Raw genomic sequence first — 25,818 nt, forward strand, 5'->3', positions numbered from 1 at the left:
GGCCTAAAGAAGCGAACGTCAACGGCGGCGCTTGCTCTGCGACGAGGCCGGAATCAGCGAGAGCGGCTCGCCGGGTTGCGGCGCAGCGTCCGCATAGGCATTTGCAGCACGCATCCGCTGGCGCTTGGCGACATAGTAGTAGCCGCTCGCATAGTAGCCGACTGCGCGACCATGATGGCCGTTTGCTGCACGATATGCGCCGGCGAGATAGCGGATACCATAGGTGAGATTGGTTTCGGGATCGCGCAGGCCGGCTGCGCTTCCGGTGTAGCCGAGGCCGCGCGCGGTTGCGAGCTTGATCTGCATCAGACCGATGGCGCCGCCGCGGCCCATTGCGCCGGCATTGTAGCGGCTCTCGCGCATGATGACGCGATGCACCAGTTCCGTCGGCACGCCATTTGCCGCGGCATGACTCTCGATGATGGCGCTGTAGGGGGTGCCCGAGGATTGAGCGAAGGCGGACGACGCGATCGTGGTGGCGGCAAGCGTCGCCACGAGCAGAGCGGCTTTCATGATTCCGAAGTCCCCAATTGTGCTGTGAAGCGACCGACCCGTGCTGGAGCGGTTAGCACGGACCCGGGCGTACGCAAACACACCATCGTCATGAGCCGGGCTCAGAAGCGACAGAAATCACATTGCCGACACGATATCGCCGGAATGCGCGACCGAATGTGGCGCGACGGACGGTTCCCATCGCCTTCTGACGGCGCTCGATGCTCTGAATTGGGCGCTCAGATGAACCTCACGCCCACCGTCTTGCCCCTACGCCAGGCGACTTCGCAGAGCCGTCCGCTTCGCACGTCGCGGGAAAATGTGAGCCGCAACGTCGTGTGCGCCGGCGCAAGATCTTCGACCTGAAGCTTTGCGCCGGTCTCCGATAGGTCGAGCACGATGCAGGGGCGGGAGGCGAAACTGCCATCGAGGACTACCCACGCAGGTCTTTGCATCGATTTTCGGGAGTCCCGCTTCTTCTTGCCGAATAACATGGGCCGTTCTGAACGTTTTGACGCAAATGCGCACAGCTTGCGGCTGCGTTGCGCGCCGCTTCAAATAAGCGTTTCGCCGATCGTTGCAAATCGAGATGCTGCAAATGGTGAACGCGTGCGGGGCTGGTTGCGGTGCACGTTGCGGCTGTGGGGTGGGCCGCCTCACGGAGGAGTTCGCCAATCCGATTCCAACATCTGCATCGTTACAATGCTTCCGGTTCTGAACCCGTCAGAATCGCTAAAGGCCGGGAAGCTGTGTCACCGCGACGTTGATCGCACCATCGGCTTCGGCGATCACGCGCAGAGTTTTGGAATCATAGGCGATCTCGGCGAGCCGGACCGCGGAGATCGCGGCATCCACCCTGACGCCTTGCTCGTTCTTGCGCAGGTCGGCCATCGCATCGGCGATCTTCTCGCGGGCCTCGGTTGCGAATGGCTTCAGGTCGATCGTCGCGCGGTCCTCCAGCGCCTTTTCCATGTAAGGCACGGCCTGGCGCGCGGCGGCGCCCAGCAGGCCGAACGCGGCCTCCGATTCCACCGCAAGCTCGATATTGGTGAGCTTGAGCGTCTGGTTGGCCTGATCGAGCACTGGTTTGCCCCACACATGCACAGTGGCGTCGGCGCCGAATCCGAACCAGCTCTTCTTCTCTGTGCCGGCAACCACCAGCGAGATCAGCAGCCGTTCACCGGACGGTGCGACGGTGGCGCTCTTGACCGTCACGGCCACAGGCCCGCTGCCGTCTTCGGGGAACGTGCGTCCTCGCAGCTGCGCGTCGATGATCTTGTTCACCTCGGTAAACGGCAGATCGAGCGGCACGCCGACCTTGACCACGCTCTTGTCCGCTGGCGGAACGATCTGCAGCACGGCCGGGAAGGGGCAGTCCGGCTTGGTCTGAGACGTGGTCACGGCGGTCTGTGCTTCGATGCCGAGCATCAGCGTGACGTTGGTCGCGTCGATCCTCGGTTGAGCGGCAATGGCCTTGGTCGGCTTCATCTCGAGATACAAAGGCGGCAGGCCTGGCGCCGCTGCGGGCAACGGAATCGAGCGGCACATCTTCACCCATTCGCGCCGCGCGGATTGCTCCAGCGTCGTGTCGTTCTTGGCGCGTTCGCGCAGAGCGCCAAGCTGCTCGTCCACCATCTTGTTCATCAGCGGGCGAAGCTGGTCGTTGACGCCGAGCCGGATGCCGGACACGTTGAGGTTGGTGTCGGCGAGGTTCACCTGCGCGGAGAGGTTGGGATCGATCCGCCAGTTGCTGGCCAATTGCGGATGGGCCTGCACTGCGACGTTGCCGCGGATGTCGGCATTGGCGTTGAGCTGCTTGATCGAGATGCGTCCGACCTGCTCGGCTGCCTTGCCGCCGAGCAGTTGTCCGACCAAGCCGCTGATCGCGCCGCCGGCCTCCTGCGACAGCGAGCCCTTCGCATTGACGGTGCCGTTAACGGCGGTCGCAAGCGAGATCGTGTTGTTATTGCCGGTTGCGGTGATGGTTCCGCGCGCAGCCGCCCAGTTGATGTCGGCGTTCTGGATCAATTGCGGCGCCGGATTGTCGGCGCGCCCGTTGAAGTTGCGCGGGGCCGCGCGATCGACCGCATCGCGGATCGATGCGAGCGTGATCGTCACCGGAGCGAGCACCGTGGATACCCGCGTCGGCGGAGGCAATGGCGGCAGTTCGGTCAGTGCTGGCTTCGGCCCGCTACCGGACGCCGAGCTGCGCGGTGAGAACCAGTCCATGATCCACAAGCTGGCAAAGAAGGAAATGATGAGGCTCGCTATCGCAAGCACGATTGTTCGCAGACGCATCCCCGGTGTACCGCCTTCGCTGATTCAGCGGCGGAGTCTACAGGCGTTCCGGAAGCGAGACCAGCCGCGTGGCAAAGCGCCGGAAGCCTTAGTTCCGGCGCTTTGCTTCTCATGGGCGTGGCGCTACTAGCTGCGCTTGCCGAGTCGAGTGTCGGCGCGCCGGTCCATCGGCTTGACGACGACCTTCGTGCCGATGCCGACGCGTGCGTAAAGATCAGCCACGTCGTCATTGGTCATGCGAATGCAGCCAGACGAAACCCGCCGGCCGATCGTCGAAGGATCGTTGGTGCCGTGAATGCGATACATGGTGCCGCCGAGATACATCGCGCGGGCGCCGAGCGGATTGCCGGGGCCGCCGGCCACGAAGCGCGGCAGATAAGGCTGACGCGCGACCATCTCCGGCGGTGGAGTCCAGTCGGGCCATTCGGCCTTGCGTGAGATCGTCTGGACGCCGGACCAGGTGAAACCTTCGCGGCCGACACCGATGCCGTAGCGGACCGCACGCCCGCCGCCGAGCACATAGTAGAGATAGGTGTTCGGGGTGTCGATGATCACGGTGCCCGGCGCCTCGGCGCCGCTGTAGGCAACGATCTGCCGCCTGAAGCGCGCGGCGAGTTCGCTCGTCCCGCTGTCGTCTTCGATCTGCGGCGCCTCTCCCTGAACGGGTGGCGTGAAGAAGGGAAGGGTTTGCAGCGGCGCCGCGTGCGTCGGCGCGGAGCCGAGCGCGAGGGCGATTCCGAAAGCGAAGAGAGCGGCTGCGCTGGTTTTGGCACTGCGTACGGGAAGGCTGCGAAGGGTAAGCATGACCGTGCCCCTGTTTGAATGCACCTGCCGTTGCGGCATGTTGTTGCAACGCTCAGTACCCGGTCACGGTTTCGCCATATCTTCGTGAGCCGCAAAAAATGGTTTCGCCGACGTGTCGCAGTGTTTCGCGAAGCCCATTCGACGAAGTAGAAAATAAAAAATCCGGGCCGGCACCAGTTTGGCGCATCCCGGATTTCAAAATGCGATCGACCTATCGTGCGGCGGCGCGCCGTGTCAGGTCATGCTCCAGCTCAGATCATACCCAGCACAATGGCGCAGACGAATGCGAATGCCGCGTACGCAGCAATGACGTTGAGTTTGCCGACGAAATTCATGGGATGGCTCCCTGCTTCGACGTTACGCTCCTCGGGTCTTCTCGTACCGGCAGGACCTTGTTGTTTGTCCTAAAAAGCCGGACGACGGGACGGCGCAGGCCGCTTCCCGTCCTGACCACAACGCCTGCACCCGTCTTTCGTTCCCGGGCGGGAAAACATGGTAAAAAATGAGTGAAAACAATGCATTGACTGCTCATTAAATATATTGAGCAAGACTGCGCGCATGACGCGCAGAGTTTGTTTGTATCTCGTCGGCTCGCTCGTCCTCGTATCGCTTGCAGGCTGTGGCCGCGGTTTCTTCACCGTGGAGCGGGAAGCGTGGCGCGCCGAGGCGGAAGCTGCCTGTCTGAAATCGGGAACCGTGAAGGAGAGCGCGACGGTCGTGCGCATTTCGCCGATCTCGGGTCCTGGCTCCTGCGGCGCAGAGTACCCGCTGAAGGTGGCTTCGCTCGGCGACACGCTGAGCGCCATCGGATATTCAGCGGACCTGCGTCCGCCAGGTGGCATCCCGAATGCGAACCAGCCGCGCTGGCCGATCAACCCGCAATATTCCTCGCAGCCGCCGCAGTCGTATCCGGCCCAGTCTTATCCGCCGGCGCAGCCGGGGCCGATGTCGCTGCATGCGCCTGGGGCTGCGCCGCCGAACGGCAACGATGGACCGGGAGGCGCTCCTCCGCCGGGCTATGGTGCGGACGGCCCTGCCCAGAACGCGGGCCAACTCTATGAGACATCACCGCGCCTCGGCACCCCGAATTACGGCGGTCCCGTCGGCTTGCAGCGGGAATATCCGTCCGAGCGGCCGCTGCCCCGGCTTGGTCCCTCGCGCGGCGACCAGACTGCCTCGATCGGCCCAGTCGGCGTGAAGCCGGCGGCGACGCTGGCATGTCCGTTGGTTTCGGCGCTCGACCGCTGGATTAACGAGACGGTGCAACCAGCGGCGATCCGCTGGTTCAATCAACCGGTGAGCGAGATCAAGCAGATCTCCGCCTACTCCTGCCGCGGCATGAACGGTAATCCGAACGCGCGGATTTCCGAGCACGCGTTTGGCAACGCGCTGGACATCGCAGCGTTCACGTTGGCCGACGGCCGTCGCATCTCGGTGAAGGATGGCTGGCGCGGTCTGCCGGAGGAGCAAGGATTTCTGCGCGACGTGCAGGGAGGAGCGTGCCGGATGTTCACGACGGTTCTGGCGCCAGGTTCCAACGTCTATCATTACGACCATATCCACGTCGATCTGATGCGCCGCTCCTCCGGACGCGTGATCTGTCAGCCCGCTGCGGTCTCAGGCGAAATGATCGCCGCGCGTGCGTCTGGCGGTCGCTACGCCGGTCGTGATCCGGGGGTGACCGGTTCGATCGGCAGCAAGCGGCGGGTTCTCTCCAATCGGGCGACTAACGACGATGATTGGGTGGAGGATGAGTCCAACATCAAGGACAACGGCCGCTAACGTTCCGCGTTGTCCGTTCGTCACGGCTTCAACAGGGATCGTGGCGGCACCGCGGCTTTCTGCCGGCGCGATTCGGTAGGTCGTAAATGAGATTGCCGCTCCGGCTCGCGGCGGCTTGCCGCGCGCACGATTGCGCAAGCACGCAACAGCTTTTCAGAAATTTTCAATCGCGCCGCCGCCGCCGGCGAGCCGGTTTGATGCGCGCGTGCATCACTTCGGACTCGTGGGTGTGTTGACGTTGCGTCCGTGTTGCCAAATCGGCCCTTTGCGGGTATGACATCACCATTCCAGATCGAACCTCAGGAGGACATGCATGATTTCGATGTATTTGCTTGTCGCTCCCGCGCGTCCAGTCTTCGGATTGGATAGCTTCTCGGCCGCTTAGGTTTCTGCCGAGCTTTTTGGTTCGTACCGGTCGGGTTTGATCCCGGCCTTCTTCGACAATCCCAAGTTTTCTCGACGCTCGCAGGCACGCGTGTCTGTGGCGTCGGCATCAGATGGAGCCGGCTTGCGCGCTTGCGCCGCCGGAACGTGTCATGATCGATAGATACAAGAACCGTCCCACGGCGATCCGCGTGGTGCTGCCCTTTGTCTTCCGTCACTGGCGGAACCAGCCATGGCTGACGTCGGGCATTTCGCTCGCTATCGTCGGTGCCACCGTCGCCGACGTGTTCATGCCGCTGTTTGCGGGCAAGCTGGTCGACGCGGTTGCGCTTGGCGCCAGCGATATGGACGCTGCAAAGGCCGGGGCGATCTTCGCCTTCGGCGCGATCATCGCGCTCGGCCTGGCGCAACTGACCCTGCGTCACCTCGCGTTCTGGGGCATCGTGCCGCTGACATTGCGGGTGATGTCGGACATCGCGCGCGAGGCGTTCCATCTTGTGCAGCGCTTCTCGACCGACTGGCACGCAAACAGCTTCGCGGGCTCGACGGTGCGCAAGATCACGCGTGGCATGTGGGCCGTCGACTTGCTGGACGATACGATCCTGCTCGCGCTGCTGCCGTCGGTGGTGGTGCTGGTTGGCTCGACGGTGCTGCTCGGCATTCACTGGCCGGCGCTCGGCGCGGTGATCGCGATCGGCTCGATCGCCTATATCGCGATGACCGTGGTGTTCTCCACCAAGTACATCGCGCCGGCGGCGCGGCTGTCGAACGCCTGGGACACCAAAGTCGGCGGCACGCTCGCGGATGCGCTCACCTGCAACGCGGTGGTCAAGTCGTTCGGTGCCGAGGAGCGCGAGGATGCGCGTCTCGGCGGTGTCGTCGGCAAGTGGCGCAAGCGGGTGTGGCGGACCTGGATGCGCTACACCAACACCAGCTCGATCCAGCTCGTCGTGCTGTTGGGCGTGCGCACCTCGGTTGTCGGTGGCGCATTGCTGCTGTGGCTAGCCGGCAAGGCGTCGCCGGGCGACGTGACCTATGTGCTGACGAGCTACTTCGTCATCCACGGTTACCTGCGCGACGTCGGCATGCACATCAACAACCTGCAGCGTTCGGTGAACGACATGGAGGAGTTGGTGGCGATCCACGACGAGGTGCCGGGCATTCTCGACGTGGCGGGCGCCAAGGCGCTGAAGGTCGCAGGCGGCAACATCGTGTTCGATGACGTGACGTTCCACTATCGCGGGCATGCCACGCCGCTGTATCGCGACCTGTCGGTCAACATCCGCGCCGGCGAGCAGGTCGGTCTGGTCGGCCGATCGGGCTCCGGCAAGACGACGTTCGTCAAGCTGGTGCAGCGGCTGTATGATATCACCGGCGGCCGCATCACTGTCGATGGACAGGATGTGGCAGAGGTGACGCAGGCCTCGTTGCGGCAGCAGATCGCCATCGTGCAGCAGGAGCCGATCCTGTTCCACCGGTCGCTCGCCGAGAACATCGCCTACGCTCGGCCGGGCGCGAGCTTTGCCGAGATCGTGGCGGCGGCGAAGCTTGCCAACGCGCACGACTTCATCGAACGGCTGCCGAATGGTTATGGCACGCTGGTCGGTGAGCGCGGCGTCAAGCTCTCGGGCGGCGAGCGGCAGCGTGTCGCGCTGGCGCGTGCATTCCTGGCGGATGCGCCGATCCTGATTCTGGACGAGGCGACCTCGAGCCTGGATTCGGAATCGGAGGCGCTGATCCAGGATGCGATGGAACGGCTGATGCACGGCCGCACGTCGATCGTCATCGCGCACCGCTTGTCCACGGTGCGAGCGCTGGATCGCATCCTGGTGTTCGACCGGGGCCGCATCGTCGAGGAAGGCACGCATGCCTCGCTGGTGCGTGCGGGCGGCATCTATCGCTCGCTATTCGAGCGGCAGGTGCTGGAGCTCGGCGGTGCAGAGCTGGACAGCGCCGCCGCGGAGTGACGCAAGCGGCAGACCATGCAATAGTGACCAAGGCCCGGTGCATCGCATCGGGCCTTGTCGTATCGCCAACAGACAATCCGGGGAGGGGCATGAGTTTCATCAGTGGCGTCGGACTGACCGCTTATGGCAAGCACGAGGGTTCCTCGACGCTTGACCTGATGAGCGAGGCGGCCGCGCTCGCGCTTGCGGATGCAGGGCTGAAGCGGACCGAGATCGACGGCATCCTGTGCGGATACTCGACGACGATGCCGCATCTGATGTTGGCGACCGTATTCGCAGAGCATTTCGGTATCCAGCCAAGCTATGCCCACGCGATCCAGGTCGGCGGTGCTACCGGCCTCGCCATGACAATGCTGGCGCACGAACTGGTAGAGGCGGGCGTCGCGAAGAACGTGCTGGTGGTGGCGGGTGAGAATCGCCTCACCGGACAGGCGCGGGACTCGGCGATCCAGACGCTGGCGCAAGTTGGCCACCCGGATTATGAGGTTCCACTCGGACCGACCATTCCGACGTATTATGGTCTCGTCGCCTCCCGTTACATGCACGAGTTCGGTATCACAGAGGAGCAGCTTGCTGAATTCGCAGTGCTGATGCGCAACCATGCGCTGGCGCATCCGGGCGCGCAGTTCCGCGAGCCGATCACTGTGGCGGACGTGATGGCCTCACGCTCGATCGCGACGCCGTTGAAGCTGCTCGATTGTTGTCCGGTGTCCGATGGTGGAGCGGCGTTCGTCATCAGCCGTGATCCCACCAACGATCACCGCATCCGCATCATGGGATGCGGCCAGGCGCATCTGTTCCAGCACGTCACGGCGGCGCCGACGCTGACGCATTTCGGTGCGGCGGAGGCCTGCGCGCGGGCGAAGGCGAAGGCCGGTGTCGATCTCAAGAACATCGATTATGCGGCCGTCTACGACAGCTTCACCATCACGCTGGCGATCCTGCTGGAGGAACTTGGGGTGGCGAAGCGCGGCGAGGCAGCGCTGATGGCCCGTGCCGGCGCATTTGGTGTCAAGGGCCGGCTGCCGCTCAACACCCATGGCGGGCTGTTGAGTTATGGCCATTGCGGGTCCGGCGGCGCGATGGCGCATGTGGTCGAGACGCATCTGCAAATGACTGGCCGCGCCGGAGCGCGGCAGGTGCGCGATGCGTCGCTGGCGCTGCTGCATGGCGACGGCGGCATCATGTCGTCGCATGTCAGCATGTTCGTGGAGCGGGTGCGATGAGTGCGAAGCAACAGGCCGCTGCCGATTGGACAAGCGGGACGCCAGCGATCGTCTATCAGGCGTGCGGGGCGTGCAAACACATCTGGTATTTCCACCGCAGCTTCTGCCCGTCCTGCGGCGCGACCGATGTTGCTGATCACAAAGCCTCGGGCGAGGGCGTCGTGCATGCGATCTCGGTCGTCACGCGCGCGGCGACGCCGGAGGCGCGCGCCCGTGTGCCTTACGCGGTCGTGCTGGTCGATATGGCGGAAGGCTTCCGCATGATGGGCCACGGCGAGAATGATCTGAGGATCGGCGAGCGGGTGCGCGCGCGTTTCGAGGATTTCACCGGCCGCATCGTGCCGTTCTTCGCGCGCTCATAGCGCGGGTCCGAAACTGGCGAGGGGCCTGGCGGTTTCGCGCCAAGCCCCTCGTGACAAGCATGATCCCGCGAGCATTCGATCTCGGGATATGCCCGACAGCGTGTCAGCCAGCCTGTAAGCCGGGTTCTGTAGGGCACCGCCGCTCGCGCGGACGATACGTGACGGCCATTCCTCTGGGACAGCGTTCACACGCTGCCTCAAGCAACCTACCCGAACGGCAAGGCCAGACATGCCCCGCGGTGTTATCGCCTGAGGCGAACTTACCGCTACGCCGTTCCTATTCGGTTTTGCTCCCGGTGGGGTTTGCCATGCCGCCGCCATTGCTGCCGGCGCGGTGCGCTCTTACCGCACCTTTTCACCCTTACCGCGTCCGAAGACGAGGCGGTTCGTTCTCTGTGGCACTTTCCCTGAAGCGGCGCGGGCTCACGCCTTCACCGCTCCGCCGGACGTTATCCGGCACCGTTTGTCCATGGAGCCCGGACTTTCCTCCCTCGCGGCCTTTCGGCGTTTGCGAGAGCGGCCGTCCGGCCGACTGACTGCGCTGTGATGGGGATTTCGGAGCGCTTCGTCAAGCCGCGGCCAGCGATGATGCGGCATTTCGCGGCCTCTCGTTTCTCGCTTCCTTCAGCTTCGGTTCATTTGGGTGCGCCCAGGTTCGGGCAACGGGGATGCGGCGGGCATGCGACGAAAGCTGACGGTTCTTATTCTTGTCGTGGGCGGATGGAGCCTTGGCTGGGCAGCAGATGCGGCCGCTGACTTCACGCAGGACAGCAACACCTGTTTTCTGAAAGGTCCGCCCTTGGCGCAACGGTTGCAGGCGTGTGACCGGCTGATAGCCACCAAGGGCCTCAAAGGCCTCGACCTTGTCTACGTCAATCGCGGAACGGCCCTTGCTGACGCGAACAGGCATGACGATGCGATCGCAGACTTCAGTCGTGCGCTGCATATCAATTCCAAGAGCACCATCGGGTACATCGGTCGCGGAAAGAGCCGGCTCGCAAAGCAGGGTTACGAGCAGGCGGTTGCCGATTTCAGCGTGGCGCTCGCGTTGGAGCCTGACAATCTGGCCGGATATTTCGGCCGTGGCTTGAGCTTGTTCGGGGCGAAACAATACAAGCAGGCGACTGCGGATCTCGACCAGGTGATCCGTTTGGCGCCATCGCTTCAGGCGGCCTATACCACCCGTGGCCAGAGCAGGCACGCGGATGGTGACTACGCGGGCGCCATCGCGGACTACGACATCGCCATCCGTTTGAATTCAAAGGATGCGACCGCCTACGCCGGGCGCGGCATCAGCCGCTACGCCAGCAAGGACTACGATCGCGCGATCGCGGATTTCGATGGTGCGATCCGTCTGCAGCCTCAGAATGCGGAGAGTTATCGCAACCGTGCGCTTGCTTGGCAGGCGAAAAATGATCACGCGCGCGCGGTGGCCGATTTCAATCGGGCGATCGAGCAAGGGGCCGCCGACGTACTCAGCTATACCGGCCGCGGACGCAGCCGGAGTGAGGGCAGGGATTTTGCCGGTGCGATCGCCGACTTCGATCGGGCGCTCGCGATGACCCCGGACTTCGCGCCGGCGTTGCTGGGGCGGGCCGCAGCCTATGAAGGGGCCGGCGATCCCGCCAAAGCCCGATCGGATTATCTCGCAATGCTTGCGGTGGATACGGGCGAAGACATCGAAGCACTGCGAGCAAAGGCGCAGGGACGGTTGGCGGTGTTGGGACCGCTGCAAGGGCAGGGGCTCACGCAGACGGGCCGCCGTGTGGCGCTGATCGTCGGCAATGGCGCCTATCGCAATGTGCCGCCACTTCCTGGTCCCGCACGCGATGCCGCCTTGATCGCGACGTCGTTACGCCGGGTCGGATTCCAGACGGTGACTCTCGTCAACGATCTCGGTCTCGAACCGCTGCTTGCAGCTCTGCGGGCGTTCGCGGCCGAGGCCGCAACCGCGGACTGGGCAGTGATCTATTTCTCAGGCCATGGTCTCGAGATCGATGGCCGGAACGTGCTGATCCCGATCGACGCCAGGCTCGAATCCGATCGCGATGTGGAGCTTGAAACAGTATCGTTGCAGCAGCTTCTGCAGGCGGTGGAGGGCGCGCGCAAATTGCGTTTGGTGCTGCTCGATGCCAGCCGCGACAATCCATTTCCCGATAGAATGAAAGTTAGCGTGGCGACCCGTTCGATCGGGCGGGGCCTCTCGCGGGTCGAGCCGGAGCTGAGCACGCTCATCGTCTATGCTGCCAAACATGGTCAGGTTTCCGTTGAAGGTGATGGCAACAACAATCCGTTCGCACGATCGCTGAGCAAATGGATCGAGACCCCCAACGTGGAGATCCGCAAGCTGTTCGATCTGGTGCGGGACGACGTGATGGAGGCGACCGGGCAGCGCCAGCAGCCGTTTCGCTACGGCTCGATCTCAGGGCGCGACGATTTTTATTTCGCAACCGGCGATTCCGTGGTCAAGAATCCCGCGCATCCCGCCGCCAACGCACAATGACTAGGACGCGCGCAATGACTCCGCGATCTCGGCTTACGCGATCTTGGAACGGCCGGCGTTGCGCAGAACGATGAGATCGGTCAGCGTGGCAATGGTCGAGGGATCGGCGATGCCGTCCACCCGCGCCGGGCGGAAATGCCGCTGAAAGGCCGCCACCACGTCGCGGGTCGAGCTGTCATAGTGGCTGCTCGCCGATATGCCGTAACCGTAGTCCGCCAGTGCTTGTTGCAGCGCGAGCACATCAGGTCCGGACGAACCCATTTCAAGTGTCGGGCCGGACACGATCTTCGCGGGGTGGACGAACAGGCCGACGCCGGAATCCGCCAGCAGCTGCCACGGAAACTTCTCCCCGGGATCCTGTTTGCGGCCCGGCGCCACGTCGGAGTGGCCGAGCACCCGCTCGCTCGGGATGTTGCGGCGAATCATGATGCCCTTGCAGAGCGCGATCACGGCGGCGATCTGCCGGAGCGGGTAGGCTGGCAGGCCGTGGTCGTGGCCGCCGTTGATGATCTCGACGCCGATGGAGCAGGAGTTGAGGTCGGTGTCGGTTCCCCAGGTGGCTGCACCGGCATGCCAGGCACGTAGCGTCTCGGGCACGCACTGAATGATCCGCCCGTCCTCGCGGACGATGTAGTGGGCCGAGACTTCTGTGCCGGCCACGGTCAGCCGCCGGATGGCACTCTCCGCGTCGGCCATGCCGGTGTAGTGCAGCACGATCATGTCGGGCGCACGCCCGCCGCGGCGGTCGCCGTAATTGGCGGAGGGGATGATGTCGGCGACGACCGACGAGTCAGGAACGAATTTCATCTCGCTTGTAGCCCAGGGGGACGGCAGCGCCTGCCGGCGCCGGACGGTCGAATCTGCCTGCGAAAGGGAGTTCTGGGACATGCAACAGCACGGTCACAAGCAAGGAACAATGGTCGCCGCCCGCGAATCCAAAACGCTGCAGCGATTCTGTCACTAAAGCCCACCGGTTAGTGCAGTACAATCGCAACGGGAATGTTTGTAGTGGATTTGTTAATATCTGTGGCAGGAATGCACCCGGTGCCGTCGCATGACCGCAGCGAGCGCGCGCTTCTCACAGCGGGCAGGGGTTGCCCACGGCGCTGCCCCGTCAACGGTTCTTTAACGTTAACGGCCGTTACTGAGGGGTGAAGGAGCCGAACCGTCAGGGGAGGCAGCAAACGCCGTTGATGCGCCGAATCATTCCATGGCCGCAGCTATCCGCCTGCTTGGCACCGTTCCGCGACCGCTGCACCCGCGCGGCGGATCGTCTGCGGCTGGATGCGAGCAATTTTCTGAAAATTTACGGCTGCTTAGGAACCGGCGTGGCAACCATCGGAATAGGCGGGCAGCACGACAGACAGGCACCTTCTGGAGCCGGACGATGATTGGGCGCGGCGACGATTTCGCAGCGACGGGTGAGGCGGCTCCCCATGTGCCAGTGCTGCTCTCTGCTGCAATGCACTGGCTCGCGCCGCGCGACGGCGGCCTCTATGTCGACGCCACTTTCGGCGCCGGCGGCTACAGCCGGGCTATTCTTGCTACGCCGGGAACGCGTGTGATCGGCATCGACCGGGACCAAACCGCGATCATGGCCGGGTTCGGACTGGTCGACGGTTCGGGCGGACGGCTGACTCTGGTCGAAGACCGCTTCTCGAACCTGAATGAGGTTTGCGAGTCGCAGGGCGCCTCCGCGGTGGACGGCATCGTCATGGATATCGGCGTTTCGTCGATGCAACTGGACCGGGCGGAGCGCGGATTCTCCTTCCGACTCGATGGCCCGCTCGACATGCGTATGGGCAGTGACGGTCCAAGCGCGTCTGACGTCATTGCTGCGGCCTCGCAGGCAAGCCTTTCCCGCGTGCTGGCAACGCTCGGCGAGGAGAAGTTCGCGCGCCCGATCGCCCGCGCCATCGTCGAGGCGCGGAAAGAAAATCCGATCGTGACTACGCGCGCGCTGGCCGAGGTCGTGTCACGGGTGCTGCGGCCGCGGCCGGGCGAGATTCATCCGGCCACCCGCACATTCCAGGCTCTGCGTATCCTGGTCAACGAGGAGCTCGACGAATTGCGGGGTGCGCTGATAGCGGCCGAGGCGGTGCTGAAACCCGGCGGCCGTCTGGTCGTGGTCTCGTTCCACTCGCTGGAAGATCGCATCGTCAAGACGTTTTTCGCTGATCGCTCGCGTGTTGGCGGCGGATCGCGGCATCAGCCCGAGCTGCATCACGCGCCGCCGAGTTTCAAGGTGCTGACCAGGCGCCCCGTCGTTGCCGGTGACGATGAAACTGCGGCCAATCCGCGCGCGCGGTCGGCAAAGCTGCGTGCCGCGGAGCGAACCGACGCGCCGGCACATTCCGCCGAGCAGGATGACACCGGCTTTCCGTCGCTTGCCGACGTGATGAAGGGACATTGACGCATGCGCATCGTCCATCTCTTCGTCATCTGCGGTTTGGTCTTCGCTGCGGCTTATGTCTATCGCATCAAGATGGAATCGACCGTCCGCACCGAACATGTGATGAAACTGCGCTCCGACATTCGCAAGGAGCGGGACGTGATCGCGAAGCTGCACGCGGACTGGGCCAAGCTCGATACGCCAGGTCGTCTGCAGGGGCTCGCCGAGCGGCACACCAAGCTGCGCTTCATCGAATCGACCCAGTACGACAACTTGAAGAACCTGCCGGAAAGGCCGCCGAGCTTCATCAAACCCAACGACCCCGATCCGATCGGCACGATGATCGAGGCCGCCGATCCCGATCTGACCGCATCGATAACGCCGCCGGAGGCCGCGCGATGAGCTTGTCACCAGTGCAGCCCGCCGAACCATGGCGGCAGCGGCTGATCCGCACGCTGCTCTACGGCAAGAACGTCGATCGTCACGTCAAGGCCCGCGCCCGTGTCGGCTTCGCGATCCTCGCATTCGTCAGTGTCTATGCGGTCATCGCCGGCAAGCTTGTGCTGTTCGGCATCACGTCAGAGAGCAACGAGGCGAGCCGGCGGGCCGCTCAGGATGCGACTGCCACGGCGCGCCCGGATATCCTCGACCGCAACGGCACCATCCTTGCGACCGACGTCAAGGCGTCGTCGCTGTTCGGCGAGCCGCGCCGACTGGTTGACCGTGACGAGGCGGTCGAACTGCTCACCGGTGCGCTGCCTGACCTCGATGCGGCAGAGGTGCGCCAGCGCCTCGGGACCCGCAAGGGCTTCGTCTGGCTGAAGCGGGAGATTACGTCCGCGCAGGAGCGTCAGATCCACCGACTGGGCATTCCCGGCATCGGCTTCCTGCGCGAGAACAAGCGGGTCTATCCTTCCGGTCCGGTCGTGTCGCATCTGATCGGGCATGTGAACATCGACAACCAGGGCATTGCCGGCATCGAGAAGTGGCTCGACAGCAACGGCCTTGCCGATCTGCACATGGCGGGCTTCGCCAACGACCGCCAGCAGGAGCCGGTGGAGCTTGCGGTCGATCTGCGCGTCGAACACGCGCTGCGCGACGAGCTGTTGAAGGCGAAGGAGAAGTACAAGGCGAAAGCGGCGGCCGGACTTGTCTCCAACGTGCAGACCGGCGAGATCGTCGCGATGGTTTCGGTGCCCGACTACGATCCGAACAATCCACGCGAAGCCAACGACCCGACCCGCATCAACCGCCTGACGACGGGCGTGTTCGAGATGGGATCGACGTTCAAGTCGCTGACGCTGGCGATGGCGTTGGATTCCGGCAAGGCCACGATCAACACGCTCTACGATGCGCGCGGTCCATTGCGTTACGGCCGCTTCAACATCCGCGACACCCATCCGATGGGACGAGCGATCACGCTCGCGGAGGTGTTCACCTATTCGTCGAACATTGGCGCTGCGCGGATCGCGCTGTCGCAAGGGGTCGAGGCGCATAAGGCGTTTCTGAAGAAGCTCGGCCAGCTTGATCGGCTGCGCACGGAATTGCCGGAGAGCGCCCAGCCGATCGTGCCGAAGCGCTGGGGCGAACTGAACACCGTGACCATCTCGTTCGGCCATGGTCTGTCGGTGGCGCCGCTGCAGGCGGTGATGGGCATCAACGCGCTGGTGAACGGGGGCTATCTCATCCCGCCGACGTTCCTGAAGCGCAGCAAAGCGGAGGCGATGAAGCTCGCGACGCAGGTCGTGAAGCCCGAGACCAGCCAGAAGATGCGCTATCTGATGCGGCTGAATGCCGAGATCGGCACGGCCAAGAAGGCTGAGGTGCCCGGCTACTATATCGGTGGCAAGACCGGTACCTCCGAAAAGGTGGTCAACGGTCGCTATATGCGCAAGCAGGTGCTCAATTCGTTCACAGCGATCCTGCCGTCCGATAATCCGAAGTATCAGCTTTTGATCATGCTGGACGAGCCGCAGCCGCTGAAGGAAACCTTCGGCTTCATCACCTCGGGTTGGAATACCGTGCCGACCGGAGGCAAGGTGATCGCGCGGATCGCGCCCTTGCTCGGAATCGAGCCCCGTTTCGATTTGCCGCCGTCCGACCGCCTTATTCTTGCAGCAACAAGGTAAGCGGTCTAAGGCGCAGAATGCGCTGGCATGTCGCTGGCCCCGGCTTTTTGGGGCTTGGCGATCGTGCCGAAAATGTACCGTCGGATGACAGAATGAAGCTACGCGATCTTCTTGGCAGTGACGCTGCGCCCGATCGGGCGGCGGGGGAGATCGCCGTTTCTGGCCTGTCTGTCGATAGTCGCCAGGTGGCGCCGGGGCAGGTGTTCTTCGCGCTCGCCGGGGCCAAGACGGACGGTACGAAGTTCATTGACCAGGCGATCGGCAAGGGTGCCGTCGCTATTGTCGGCGAGCACGCGCCGGACCACCCGCTCGCGGTGCCGTTCGTGCCGACAGCGAATGCCAGGCGAACGCTGGCCTTGTCCGCCGCACGTTTCTTCCCGCGGCAGCCGACGACGATTGCCGCCGTCACCGGCACCAGCGGCAAGACGTCGGTCGCCGTGTTCACCCGTCAGATTTGGGCCGGGCAAGGTCTGGCGGCGGCGAGCGTCGGCACCATCGGTCTCGTTTCGCCGAAACGCACGGTCTATGGCTCGCTGACGACGCCTGACCCGATCTCACTGCATCGGACGCTCGACGACATTGCCACCGAAGGTGTGACGCACCTTGCGTTTGAGGCATCCTCGCACGGGCTTGATCAGCACCGGCTGGATGGCGTGCGCGTCGATGCCGGTGCCTTCACCAATCTGTCGCGCGATCACATGGATTATCATCCGACCGTCGCGCACTACCTCGGCGCCAAGCTGCGGCTGTTCACCGATCTGGTGAGGGCGAACGGCGCCGCAGTGATCGTCGCTGATCACGATCATTCCGGGGCGGTGATCGCCGCCGCGCGCAAGCGCGGCTTGCGCCTGATCACGGTCGGTCGCAACGCCGACGCTGCGGGCATTCGCGTGCTCGATGTGGCGATCGATGGCTTCGGCCAAATCATGACGATCGAACATCAGGGCAGGCGGCTGCGGCTGCGCCTGCCGCTGGTCGGCGAGTATCAGGTCGAGAATGCGCTGGTATCGGCAGGACTAGCGATTGGCACCGGGACCGATCCTCATGCAGCGTTTGCGGCGCTGGAGACGCTGGAAGGCGCGAAGGGGCGCCTCGAACTCGTCGGCGAGAAGAACGGTGCGGCGGTCTTCGTTGATTATGCGCACAAGCCGGATGCGCTGGAGAAGGTGCTGCAGGCAATGCGGCCGTATGCCCGGCGCAAGCTGGTGGTCGTGTTCGGAGCCGGCGGCGATCGCGACGCGGGCAAACGCGCTGTGATGGGCGAGATCGCCGTGAAGCGCGCCGACATTGTGATCGTCACCGACGACAATCCCCGCAGTGAGGACCCCGCGCTCATTCGCGCCGCGATCATGGCGGCAGCACCGGGGGCTCGCGAGATCGGCGATCGCGCCGAGGCGATCCGGACTGCGATTGCGGAATTGCAGCCGGGCGATGCGCTGGTCATCGCCGGCAAGGGCCATGAAACAGGACAGATCATCGGCGATACAACGTTGCCGTTCAGTGATCACGAATCCGCGCAAGCGGCATTGAAGGAGGTTGCGGCATGAGCGTGGCTTTGTGGACCGCAGAGGCCATGCGTGATGCCATGAAGGCCAAGGCGCGCGGGGCGCTACCTGAGTCCGTCGCCGGCCTCTCGATCGATAGCCGGACGGTGGCCAAGGAAGAGGCCTACTTCGCCATCAAGGGCGATGTTCACGACGGCCACGCCTTTGTCGAGGCCGCGCTGCGCAACGGCGCGGCGCTGGCGGTGGTCGAAGAGGCGCAGGCGCACAAATTCGCCGAGACGCTGCCGTTGCTGATCGTGCCCGACGTGCTCGCGGGGCTCGCTGACCTCGCTTGCGCCGCTCGCGCGCGGACACACGCGCAGGTGATCGCGGTGACAGGCTCGGTCGGCAAGACCTCGACCAAGGAAGCTTTGCGCTGCGTGCTGATGGCACAAGGTCTCACCCATGCTTCGGCGGCGTCGTTCAACAACCATTGGGGCGTTCCGTTGTCGCTGGCGCGCTGTCCGGCCGAAGCCAAGTATGCGATCTTTGAGATCGGCATGAATCATGCCGGCGAGATCACGCCGCTGGTGCAGATGGTGCGGCCGCATGTGGCGATCATCACCACGGTCGAGCCGGTGCATCTCGAATTCTTCGGTTCCGTCGAGGCGATTGCCGATGCCAAGGCGGAGATCTTCGCAGGCGTCGAGTCTGGCGGTGTTGCCGTGCTCAATCGCGATAACCCGCAGTTCGCACGCCTGTCGAAAGCGGCGAAGGCTGCCGGCATCACGCGGATCGTCTCGTTTGGCGAGAGCGAAGATGCAGAGGCGCGGCTGCTCGATGTCGCGCTGCATTCGGACTGTTCCGCGGTCCATGCCAGCGTCCTTGGTCACGATGTGACCTACAAACTTGGCGTTCCCGGTCGCCATATGGCGATCAACTCGCTTGCGGTGCTGGCGGCGTCTTCGCTCACGGGCGCCGACCTCGCGCGCAGTGCGCTTGCGCTGTCGCAGATGCAGGCGCCGGCCGGACGCGGCGTGCGCACGCATCTCGGCGTCGCCGGGGGACGTGCATTGCTGATCGACGAGAGCTACAATGCCAACCCGGCCTCGATGCGCGCCGCCATCAGCGTGCTCGGCAACGTGCAACTCGGCGAGCAGGGGCGGCGCGTCGCGATCCTGGGGGACATGCTGGAACTCGGCCCCGCTGGACCCGAGATGCATGCCCAGCTCGCGGAAGCGATTCGATCGCATGCGGTCGATCTCGTTTTCTGTTGTGGTCCATTGATGCGTTCGTTGTGGGAAGCCCTTCCGTCGAACCGCCGGGGCGGCTATGCCGAGAGTTCAGCGGCGCTCGAATCGGATGTTGCCGCTGCCGTCCGCGCCGGAGATGCCTTGATGATCAAAGGCTCGCTCGGTTCGAAAATGAAATTGATCGTCGAGGCCTTGCAGCGGCGTTTTCCTGCGCCGGAAACGCTCGACGACATGGCCGTTTGAGGCAACAACGATGCTTTATTGGCTGGTCGAGCTGTCCGGTTCGGTGCCCGCATTCAATGTCTTTCGCTACATCACGTTTCGCACCGGCGGCGCGGTGGTCACCGCGGCGCTGTTCGTTTTCATGTTCGGCCCCTGGATCATCGACCACCTGCGCCTTCGCCAGGGCAAGGGCCAGCCGATCCGAACGGATGGCCCGCAGTCGCACCTGATCTCGAAAAAGGGTACGCCCACCATGGGCGGGCTGATGATCCTATCGGGGCTGGTCGTTTCGACGTTGCTGTGGGCCAACCCGAGCAATCCCTACGTCTGGATCGTGCTTGCGGTCACGCTCGGGTTCGGCTTTGTCGGTTTCTATGATGACTACCTGAAGGTGACGAAGCAGACCCACGCCGGTTTCTCCGGCAAGACGCGGCTCGCGATCGAAGCGATCATCGCCGGTGCCGCCTGCTTTGCCATCATCTGGATCGGCCGTCCTGGGTCGGCGACCGTGCTGGCGCTGCCGTTTTTCAAGGACTTCGTCATCGACTTCGGCTGGTTCTTCCTGATCTTCGCGACCTTCATCGTCGTCGGCGCAGGCAACGCGGTCAATCTTACCGACGGCCTGGACGGTCTCGCCATCGTGCCGGTCATGATCGCCGCTGCGAGCTTCGGCATGATCGCCTACCTTGCCGGCAATGCTGTGTTCTCCGACTACCTGCAGATCCGCTACGTGCCGGGCACGGGCGAGCTCGCGGTGTTGTGCGGCGGCGTGCTTGGTGCGGGCCTCGGCTTCCTTTGGTTCAATGCGCCGCCGGCCTCGATCTTCATGGGCGACACAGGTTCGCTGGCGCTGGGCGGCATGCTCGGATCGATCGCGGTCGCCACCAAGCACGAGATCGTGCTGGCGGTGATCGGCGGGCTATTCGTGCTGGAGGCGGTCTCGGTGATCGTGCAGGTGGCTTCCTTCAAGCTGACCGGCAAGCGCGTCTTCCGCATGGCGCCGATCCATCATCATTTCGAGCAGAAGGGCTGGACGGAGCCGCAGGTCGTAATCCGGTTCTGGATCATTTCGGTCGTCCTGGCGCTGGCCGGGCTGTCGACGCTGAAGCTCCGTTAAAGCATGATCTGTCCGCGCGACGCCCGGTTTCCCGGAACTGACCGCGCCGCATGCGGACAAGAACAACGAGTCCAACGACCATGATCCCTGTAACCAGCTTTGCCGGCCAAACGGTTGCCGTGTTCGGCCTTGGCGGCTCGGGCCTTGCCAGTTGTCACGCCCTCAAGGCCGGCGGCGCAACGGTGATCGCCAGCGACGACAACGCGGAGGGCCTCGCTCAGGCGGCTGCCGCCGGGTTCACCACCGCGAACCTGCGCGAGGTGTCATGGGGGAATTTCGCGGCCCTGGTGCTGGCGCCTGGCGTGCCGCTGACGCACCCGGTTCCGCACTGGACGGTGCTTGCTGCGCAGCGCGCCGGTGTCCCCATCATCGGCGATATCGAACTGTTCTGCCTGGAGCGGAAGCGTCATGCGCCGGACGCGCCGTTCGTGGCGGTCACCGGCACCAACGGCAAGTCCACGACCACGGCGCTGGTTGCGCATTTGATGCGCGAGGCTGGTCACGACGTCCAGATGGGCGGCAACATCGGCACCGCCATCCTGTCGCTGGAGCCGCCGCGCAACGGCCGTGTGCATGTGATCGAGATGTCGTCCTACCAAATCGATCTCACGCCGTCGCTCGCCGCTTCGGTCGGAATCCTGCTCAACGTCACTGAGGATCATCTCGATCGTCACGGCACGCTGGCGCATTATGCCGCGGTGAAGGAGCGGCTGGTTGCCAACGTGCAGGCCAGCGGGGCGGCGATCATCGGTGTCGATGACAACTGGTGCTGCGCTGCTGCCGATCGTATCGAGCAGGCCGGCAAGCGCGTGGTCCGCGTCTCGGTGCGCCAGCCGTTGGCAGATGGGATCTATGTCGAGCGCGACCAGATTGTGTCGAGCCAGGGGGGAGCGAAAACAGAGGTGGCGCGGATCGGCGGCATCGGCTCGCTGCGCGGCCTGCACAACGCACAGAATGCCGCCTGTGCGGCGGCCGCAGCGCTAGCACTTGGCGTGACGGCCGCCGTTATCCAGAAAGGCCTGCGCAGCTTTCCGGGACTGGCGCACCGCATGGAACAGGTCGGCCGGCGTGGCGGCGTGCTGTTCGTCAACGACTCCAAGGGCACCAACGCGGATGCGGCGGCGCGCGCGCTGTCGTCTTTCAATGACATCTTCTGGATCGCTGGCGGCAAGCCGAAGACTGGCGGCATCACCAGCTTGGCCGAGTTCTTCCCGCGCATCCGCAAAGCCTACCTGATCGGCGAGGCGGCGGAGGAATTCGCAAAGACTTTAGGGGCGCAGGTGCCTTACGAGATTTCGCAGACCCTCGACGCCGCGGTGCCGGCGGCTGCGCGCGATGCCGAGGCGGCGGGCCTGGCTGATCCCGTGGTGCTGCTGTCGCCCGCCTGTGCCTCGTTCGACCAGTACCGTAACTTCGAGATCCGCGGCACGCGTTTCCGCGACCTGGTGCTGGCGCTGCCGGGCGTCGCTCCCGTTAATTAGCGTTTTCCGCAATAGCTTAACGGTCTGTAAACCACGATGAGGGACCACTAGAGGGACACTTTTCCCGCAGGAAGCTCTCGGATGATCTCGCGCGACCGACGCACGCCTCTCAGTCAATGGTGGTGGACGGTTGACCGGCTGCTGCTGGCCGCGCTGACCACGCTGATCCTTGGCGGCATCATCCTGTCGCTGGCAGCAAGTCCGCCGGTCGCCACCCGCATCGGCCTCGATCCGTTCCACTTCTTCAACCGACATGTCATGTTCATCCTGCCGGCCTTCGCCGTGATGATCGGCGTGTCGTTCATGTCGCCGCGGCAGGTGCGCCGCTCGGCGGTGATCGTGTTTGGCATCAGCCTCGTGCTGTTGGCGGCGACGCTGGTGTTCGGCGCCGAGGTCAAAGGATCGCGGCGTTGGATTTCGATCCTTGGCATCAGCATCCAGGCGTCCGAGTTCGCAAAGCCCGCCTTTACGGTCGTGGTCGCGTGGCTGTTCGCGGAATCCGCGCGGCGGCCGGAAATGCCGGCCACGTCATTCGCACTGGCGGCGCTGCTGGTCGTCGTCGCGCTGCTGGTGCTGGAGCCCGACTTCGGTCAGACCATGCTGATCCTGATGGTCTGGGGCTCATTGTTCTTCATGGCCGGCATGCGGATGATCTGGGTGCTGGGGCTTGCCGGGGCTGCGCTCGGCGGCCTGTTCAGTGCTTATCTGTTCGTGCCGCATGTCGCCCGCCGCATCAAGCGCTTCATGGACCCGTCATCGGGCGACACCTTTCAGGTGGACATGGCGACCGAGTCGTTCGCGCGCGGCGGCTGGTTTGGGCAGGGGCCGGGCGAGGGAACAGTCAAACGCATCTTGCCGGACAGCCATACCGATTTCGTTTTCGCCGTTGCCGCGGAGGAGTTCGGTATCGTGCTGTGCCTGATCCTGCTCGCGCTGTTTGCCTTCATCGTGATCCGCTCGTTGCGGAACGCCTATCGCACCGAAGACCTGTTCACGCGCTTTGCGACGTCCGGCCTGGCGATCCTGTTCGGCGTTCAGTCGGCCATCAACATGGCAGTGAACCTGCACCTGATCCCAGCCAAGGGCATGACGCTGCCGTTCATTTCCTACGGTGGTTCGTCGATGATCTCACTCGCCTATGGCATGGGCATGCTGCTGGCGCTGACGCGGCAGCGGTCCGGCATCGAGCTTGAGGCGACCGGCGGCCATTTCGCGCGCAGCTATGCCTGAGACCGCACCCCTCATCCTGTTGGCCGCCGGCGGTACCGGCGGCCATCTGTTTCCTGCCGAAGCGCTTGGATCCGTGCTGATGCAGCGCGGCTATCGCGTGCGTCTGGTGACGGACGAACGGGCCGTGCGCTACAGCGGCCTGTTCTCGGAAGGGATGCTCGACGTCGTGCCGAGCGAAACGGTGCGCGGAAAGAATCCACTCGCGCTGGCCCGCACCGGCTTCATGCTGGCGAAGGGGACGTTGATCGCGCTCGGTCTCGTGCGTCGGCTGAAGCCCGCGGCGATGATCGGCTTCGGCGGTTATCCGACGCTGCCGCCGCTGATCGCCGCGCGGATGATGCGGGTGCCGACGCTCATTCACGAAGCCAATGCCGTGCTTGGCCGGGCCAACCGCTTCCTCGCCACTCGTGTCGATGCCATCGCCACCTCGCTGCCCGGCGTGTTCGATCGTGATCCCGCGCTCGCCGGCAAGAGCATGCTGACCGGCACGCCGCTGCGACCGGCGGTGCTGGCGGCTGCTGCCGTCGCCTACGACGCGCCGCAGGTGAACGGGCCGCTGCGGCTGCTGGTGGTCGGCGGCAGTCAGGGCGCGCGCATCATGGCGGATGTCGTACCTCCGGCGATCGAGCGGCTCGAACCGTCGCTCTGGAGCAGGCTCAAGCTGGTGCAGCAGGTGCGCGAAGAGGATATGGTGCGCGTGCGTGAGGTCTATGCGCGTTTGAAGATCGAGGCCGAGCTTGCGCCATTCTTCGCGGATCTGCCGCAGCGGCTGGCGACGAGCCATCTCGTGGTCTCGCGTTCGGGCGCAGGAACCGTGGCCGAACTCGCCGCCGTCGGCCGGCCCTCGATCCTGGTGCCCCTGCCGGGTTCGATCGATCAGGACCAGTTCGCCAATGCCGGTGTGTTGATGCAGGTGGGCGGTGCGATCCGCATTCCGCAGCCCGAATTCACGCCGGACCGGCTCGCGACGGAGATGTCGGCACTGGCTGCGGAACCTGCGCGCCTGGCTGCGATGGCACAGGGCGCGCGCGGCGCAGGCACGCTGGACGCCGCCGAGCGGCTCGCCGATTTGCTGACGAAAGTGGCGGGATTGAGGGCCTGATTGGCCCGCCACAGGTCCCGGGTTCGACGCGGATCGAGCGCGGATATGCGCAAGTTTTGGCTTGTCATGGACGGCGAAAGCGGGGCATCCAGTATGTTCAAATCGCCTGTTGAATCGCAGGCCTGCCTGCGATGCCGCGTCGGGTTTTCCCCGTTAGCCTTGGAGATTGAAACCTCATGAGACTGCCGAGCCAGATCGGTCCCATCCATTTCGTCGGCATCGGCGGCATCGGCATGAGCGGCATCGCCGAAGTGCTCGTCAATCTCGGTTACACCGTGCAAGGCTCCGACGTTGCCGAAAGCGCCAACGTCAAGCGGCTGCGTGACAAAGCTATCATTGTGACGGTCGGTCACAAGGCTGAGAACATCGCCGGCGCCGATGTCGTCGTGGTGTCGTCGGCGATCAAACGCGACAATCCGGAATTGATGGCGGCGCGCGCGCAGCGCATTCCGGTCGTGCGCCGCGCGGAGATGCTTGCGGAGCTGATGCGGCTGAAGAGCTGCGTGGCGATTGCCGGCACCCACGGCAAGACGACGACCACCTCGATGGTCGCGACCCTGCTCGATGCGGGCAATCTCGATCCGACCGTGATCAACGGCGGCATCATCAATGCCTACGGCACCAATGCGCGGCTCGGCGCAGGTGACTGGATGGTTGTCGAGGCCGACGAGAGCGACGGCACGTTCCTGAAGCTTCCCGCCGACGTCGCCATCGTCACCAACATCGATCCCGAGCATCTCGATCATTTCAAAACCTTCGAGGCCGTGCAGGACGCGTTCCGCTCGTTCGTCGAAAGCGTGCCGTTCTATGGTTTCGCGGTGATGTGCATCGATCATCCGGTGGTGCAATCGCTGGTCGGCAAGATCGAGGATCGGCGCATCGTCACCTACGGCGTCAATCCGCAGGCCGATGTGCGGCTGGTCGATCTCACCGCCGAGAACGGCGGCTCCAGGTTCACGGTTGTCTTCCGCGATCGGATCAGCGGTGCCACCCACGAGATCGCCGATCTCGTGTTGCCGATGCCGGGTCGTCACAACGCGTCGAACGCGACGGCGGCAATCGCCGTTGCCCGCGAACTCGGCATTCCCGATGAGGCGATCCGCAAGGCGCTGGCGGGCTTTGGCGGCGTCAAACGCCGCTTCACCCGCACCGGCGAGTGGAAGGGCGTGGCCATCATCGACGACTATGGTCATCACCCGGTGGAAATCGCAGCGGTGCTGAAGGCCGCACGTGACTCGGCGAAGGGAAAGGTGATCGCGGTGGTGCAGCCGCATCGCTACACGCGTCTGCAGTCGCTGTTCGAGGAGTTCTGCACCTGCTTCAACGACGCCGATGCGGTGGTGGTCGCCGACGTCTATCCGGCCGGTGAGGCGCCGATTCCGGGGATCGATCGTGACAGCTTCGTGCTGGGCCTGCGTGCGCACGGCCATCGCGAGGTGATCCCGCTGCCTGCCGCGTCGCAGCTCGCCGGCATCGTCGCCGGCCTCGCCAAGAAAGGCGACTATGTCGTCTGTCTCGGCGCCGGCAACATCACGCAGTGGGCTTACGCCCTGCCGGATGAGTTGAAGGCGTTCGGATGAGTCAGCTGGG

General features: G+C 64.3%; 20 protein-coding genes and 1 other RNA gene. 15 read left to right on the forward strand and 6 right to left on the reverse strand.

Going from position 1 to position 25,818, the window contains the following annotated elements; all coding sequences use genetic code 11:
- Positions 1-18: 18 nt before the first annotated feature.
- The 4 genes from X566_RS14560 to X566_RS14575 all read right to left on the reverse strand — a co-directional run bounded on the left by X566_RS14560 (position 19) and on the right by X566_RS14575 (position 3,594).
- Positions 19-513, reverse strand: a complete 495-nt coding sequence (locus tag X566_RS14560; RefSeq protein WP_034467403.1) for a lytic transglycosylase domain-containing protein — start codon at positions 511-513, stop codon at positions 19-21.
- Positions 514-731: 218 nt separating this feature from the next.
- Positions 732-986, reverse strand: a complete 255-nt coding sequence (locus X566_RS14565; protein WP_034467405.1) for a PilZ domain-containing protein — start codon at positions 984-986, stop codon at positions 732-734.
- Positions 987-1,224: 238 nt separating this feature from the next.
- Positions 1,225-2,790, reverse strand: coding sequence for a DUF4403 family protein (locus tag X566_RS14570; RefSeq protein ID WP_034467408.1), 1,566 nt, complete (start codon positions 2,788-2,790; stop codon positions 1,225-1,227).
- A 126-nt stretch (positions 2,791-2,916) separates the two neighbouring features.
- Positions 2,917-3,594, reverse strand: a complete 678-nt coding sequence (locus X566_RS14575; RefSeq protein ID WP_034467411.1) for a L,D-transpeptidase — start codon at positions 3,592-3,594, stop codon at positions 2,917-2,919.
- Positions 3,595-4,152: 558 nt separating this feature from the next.
- On the opposite strand from X566_RS14575, the gene X566_RS14580 reads away from it, so the two are divergent.
- The 4 genes from X566_RS14580 to X566_RS14595 all read left to right on the forward strand — a co-directional run bounded on the left by X566_RS14580 (position 4,153) and on the right by X566_RS14595 (position 9,315).
- Positions 4,153-5,376, forward strand: coding sequence for an extensin family protein (locus X566_RS14580; RefSeq protein WP_034467415.1), 1,224 nt, complete (start codon positions 4,153-4,155; stop codon positions 5,374-5,376).
- 536 nt (positions 5,377-5,912) lie between these two features.
- Positions 5,913-7,727, forward strand: a complete 1,815-nt coding sequence (locus X566_RS14585; protein ID WP_034468790.1) for an ABC transporter ATP-binding protein — start codon at positions 5,913-5,915, stop codon at positions 7,725-7,727.
- Positions 7,728-7,816: 89 nt separating this feature from the next.
- Positions 7,817-8,953: a thiolase family protein gene (locus X566_RS14590; RefSeq protein ID WP_034467418.1), complete on the forward strand. Its 1,137-nt coding sequence runs from the start codon at positions 7,817-7,819 to the stop codon at positions 8,951-8,953.
- Positions 8,950-9,315 (forward strand): Zn-ribbon domain-containing OB-fold protein, encoded by a 366-nt coding sequence (locus tag X566_RS14595; RefSeq protein WP_034467421.1) that lies wholly within the window; start codon positions 8,950-8,952, stop codon positions 9,313-9,315. Before X566_RS14590 ends, X566_RS14595 begins: the two co-directional genes overlap by 4 nt.
- A gap of 99 nt (positions 9,316-9,414) precedes the next feature.
- Here the strand turns inward: X566_RS14595 and rnpB are convergent.
- An RNA gene (gene rnpB / locus X566_RS24000) (RNase P RNA component class A) lies at positions 9,415-9,851 on the reverse strand.
- 143 nt (positions 9,852-9,994) lie between these two features.
- Between rnpB and X566_RS14600 the strand changes: the two genes are divergently transcribed.
- Positions 9,995-11,818 carry a caspase family protein gene (locus tag X566_RS14600; RefSeq protein WP_051444117.1) on the forward strand — a complete coding sequence of 608 codons (1,824 nt, stop codon included), beginning with the start codon at positions 9,995-9,997 and terminating at the stop codon, positions 11,816-11,818.
- 33 nt (positions 11,819-11,851) lie between these two features.
- Here the strand turns inward: X566_RS14600 and X566_RS14605 are convergent, their stop codons facing one another.
- Entirely contained in the window at positions 11,852-12,706 is an 855-nt protein-coding gene (locus X566_RS14605; protein ID WP_034467424.1) for an N-acetylmuramoyl-L-alanine amidase, read from the reverse strand.
- 499 nt (positions 12,707-13,205) lie between these two features.
- Here X566_RS14605 and rsmH point away from each other — a divergent pair, with 499 nt between their 5' ends.
- The 10 genes from rsmH to murC all read left to right on the forward strand — a co-directional run bounded on the left by rsmH (position 13,206) and on the right by murC (position 25,808).
- Positions 13,206-14,231: a 16S rRNA (cytosine(1402)-N(4))-methyltransferase RsmH gene (gene rsmH / locus X566_RS14610; protein WP_051444118.1), complete on the forward strand. Its 1,026-nt coding sequence runs from the start codon at positions 13,206-13,208 to the stop codon at positions 14,229-14,231.
- Between the two features lie 3 nt (positions 14,232-14,234).
- Positions 14,235-14,612 carry a hypothetical protein gene (locus tag X566_RS14615; RefSeq protein ID WP_034467427.1) on the forward strand — a complete coding sequence of 126 codons (378 nt, stop codon included), beginning with the start codon at positions 14,235-14,237 and terminating at the stop codon, positions 14,610-14,612.
- Entirely contained in the window at positions 14,609-16,339 is a 1,731-nt protein-coding gene (locus X566_RS14620) for a penicillin-binding protein 2 (protein WP_034467430.1), read from the forward strand. Before X566_RS14615 ends, X566_RS14620 begins: the two co-directional genes overlap by 4 nt.
- A 92-nt stretch (positions 16,340-16,431) precedes the next feature.
- Positions 16,432-17,886: a UDP-N-acetylmuramoyl-L-alanyl-D-glutamate--2,6-diaminopimelate ligase gene (locus tag X566_RS14625; RefSeq protein ID WP_034467433.1), complete on the forward strand. Its 1,455-nt coding sequence runs from the start codon at positions 16,432-16,434 to the stop codon at positions 17,884-17,886.
- A complete protein-coding gene (locus X566_RS14630; RefSeq protein WP_034467435.1) occupies positions 17,883-19,319 on the forward strand; it encodes a UDP-N-acetylmuramoylalanyl-D-glutamyl-2,6-diaminopimelate--D-alanyl-D-alanine ligase in 1,437 nt (478 codons plus the stop codon). The genes X566_RS14625 and X566_RS14630 overlap by 4 nt, the downstream gene beginning before the upstream one ends.
- 10 nt (positions 19,320-19,329) lie before the next feature.
- Positions 19,330-20,415 carry a phospho-N-acetylmuramoyl-pentapeptide-transferase gene (mraY, locus tag X566_RS14635; RefSeq protein WP_034467437.1) on the forward strand — a complete coding sequence of 362 codons (1,086 nt, stop codon included), beginning with the start codon at positions 19,330-19,332 and terminating at the stop codon, positions 20,413-20,415.
- An 80-nt stretch (positions 20,416-20,495) separates the two neighbouring features.
- On the forward strand, positions 20,496-21,896 hold the full coding sequence (murD, locus tag X566_RS14640; protein WP_034467438.1) for a UDP-N-acetylmuramoyl-L-alanine--D-glutamate ligase: 1,401 nt from the start codon (positions 20,496-20,498) through the stop codon (positions 21,894-21,896).
- 81 nt (positions 21,897-21,977) lie between these two features.
- On the forward strand, positions 21,978-23,126 hold the full coding sequence (ftsW, locus tag X566_RS14645) for a putative lipid II flippase FtsW (protein WP_034467440.1): 1,149 nt from the start codon (positions 21,978-21,980) through the stop codon (positions 23,124-23,126).
- On the forward strand, positions 23,119-24,228 hold the full coding sequence (gene murG, locus X566_RS14650) for an undecaprenyldiphospho-muramoylpentapeptide beta-N-acetylglucosaminyltransferase (RefSeq protein ID WP_034467442.1): 1,110 nt from the start codon (positions 23,119-23,121) through the stop codon (positions 24,226-24,228). Before ftsW ends, murG begins: the two co-directional genes overlap by 8 nt.
- Positions 24,229-24,404: 176 nt before the next feature.
- Positions 24,405-25,808: a UDP-N-acetylmuramate--L-alanine ligase gene (murC, locus tag X566_RS14655; RefSeq protein ID WP_034467445.1), complete on the forward strand. Its 1,404-nt coding sequence runs from the start codon at positions 24,405-24,407 to the stop codon at positions 25,806-25,808.
- The last annotated feature ends 10 nt before the right edge of the window (positions 25,809-25,818 follow it).

Origin of the sequence: Afipia sp. P52-10 (assembly GCF_000516555.1) — a bacterium.
Taxonomy (GTDB): Bacteria; Pseudomonadota; Alphaproteobacteria; order Rhizobiales; family Xanthobacteraceae; genus P52-10.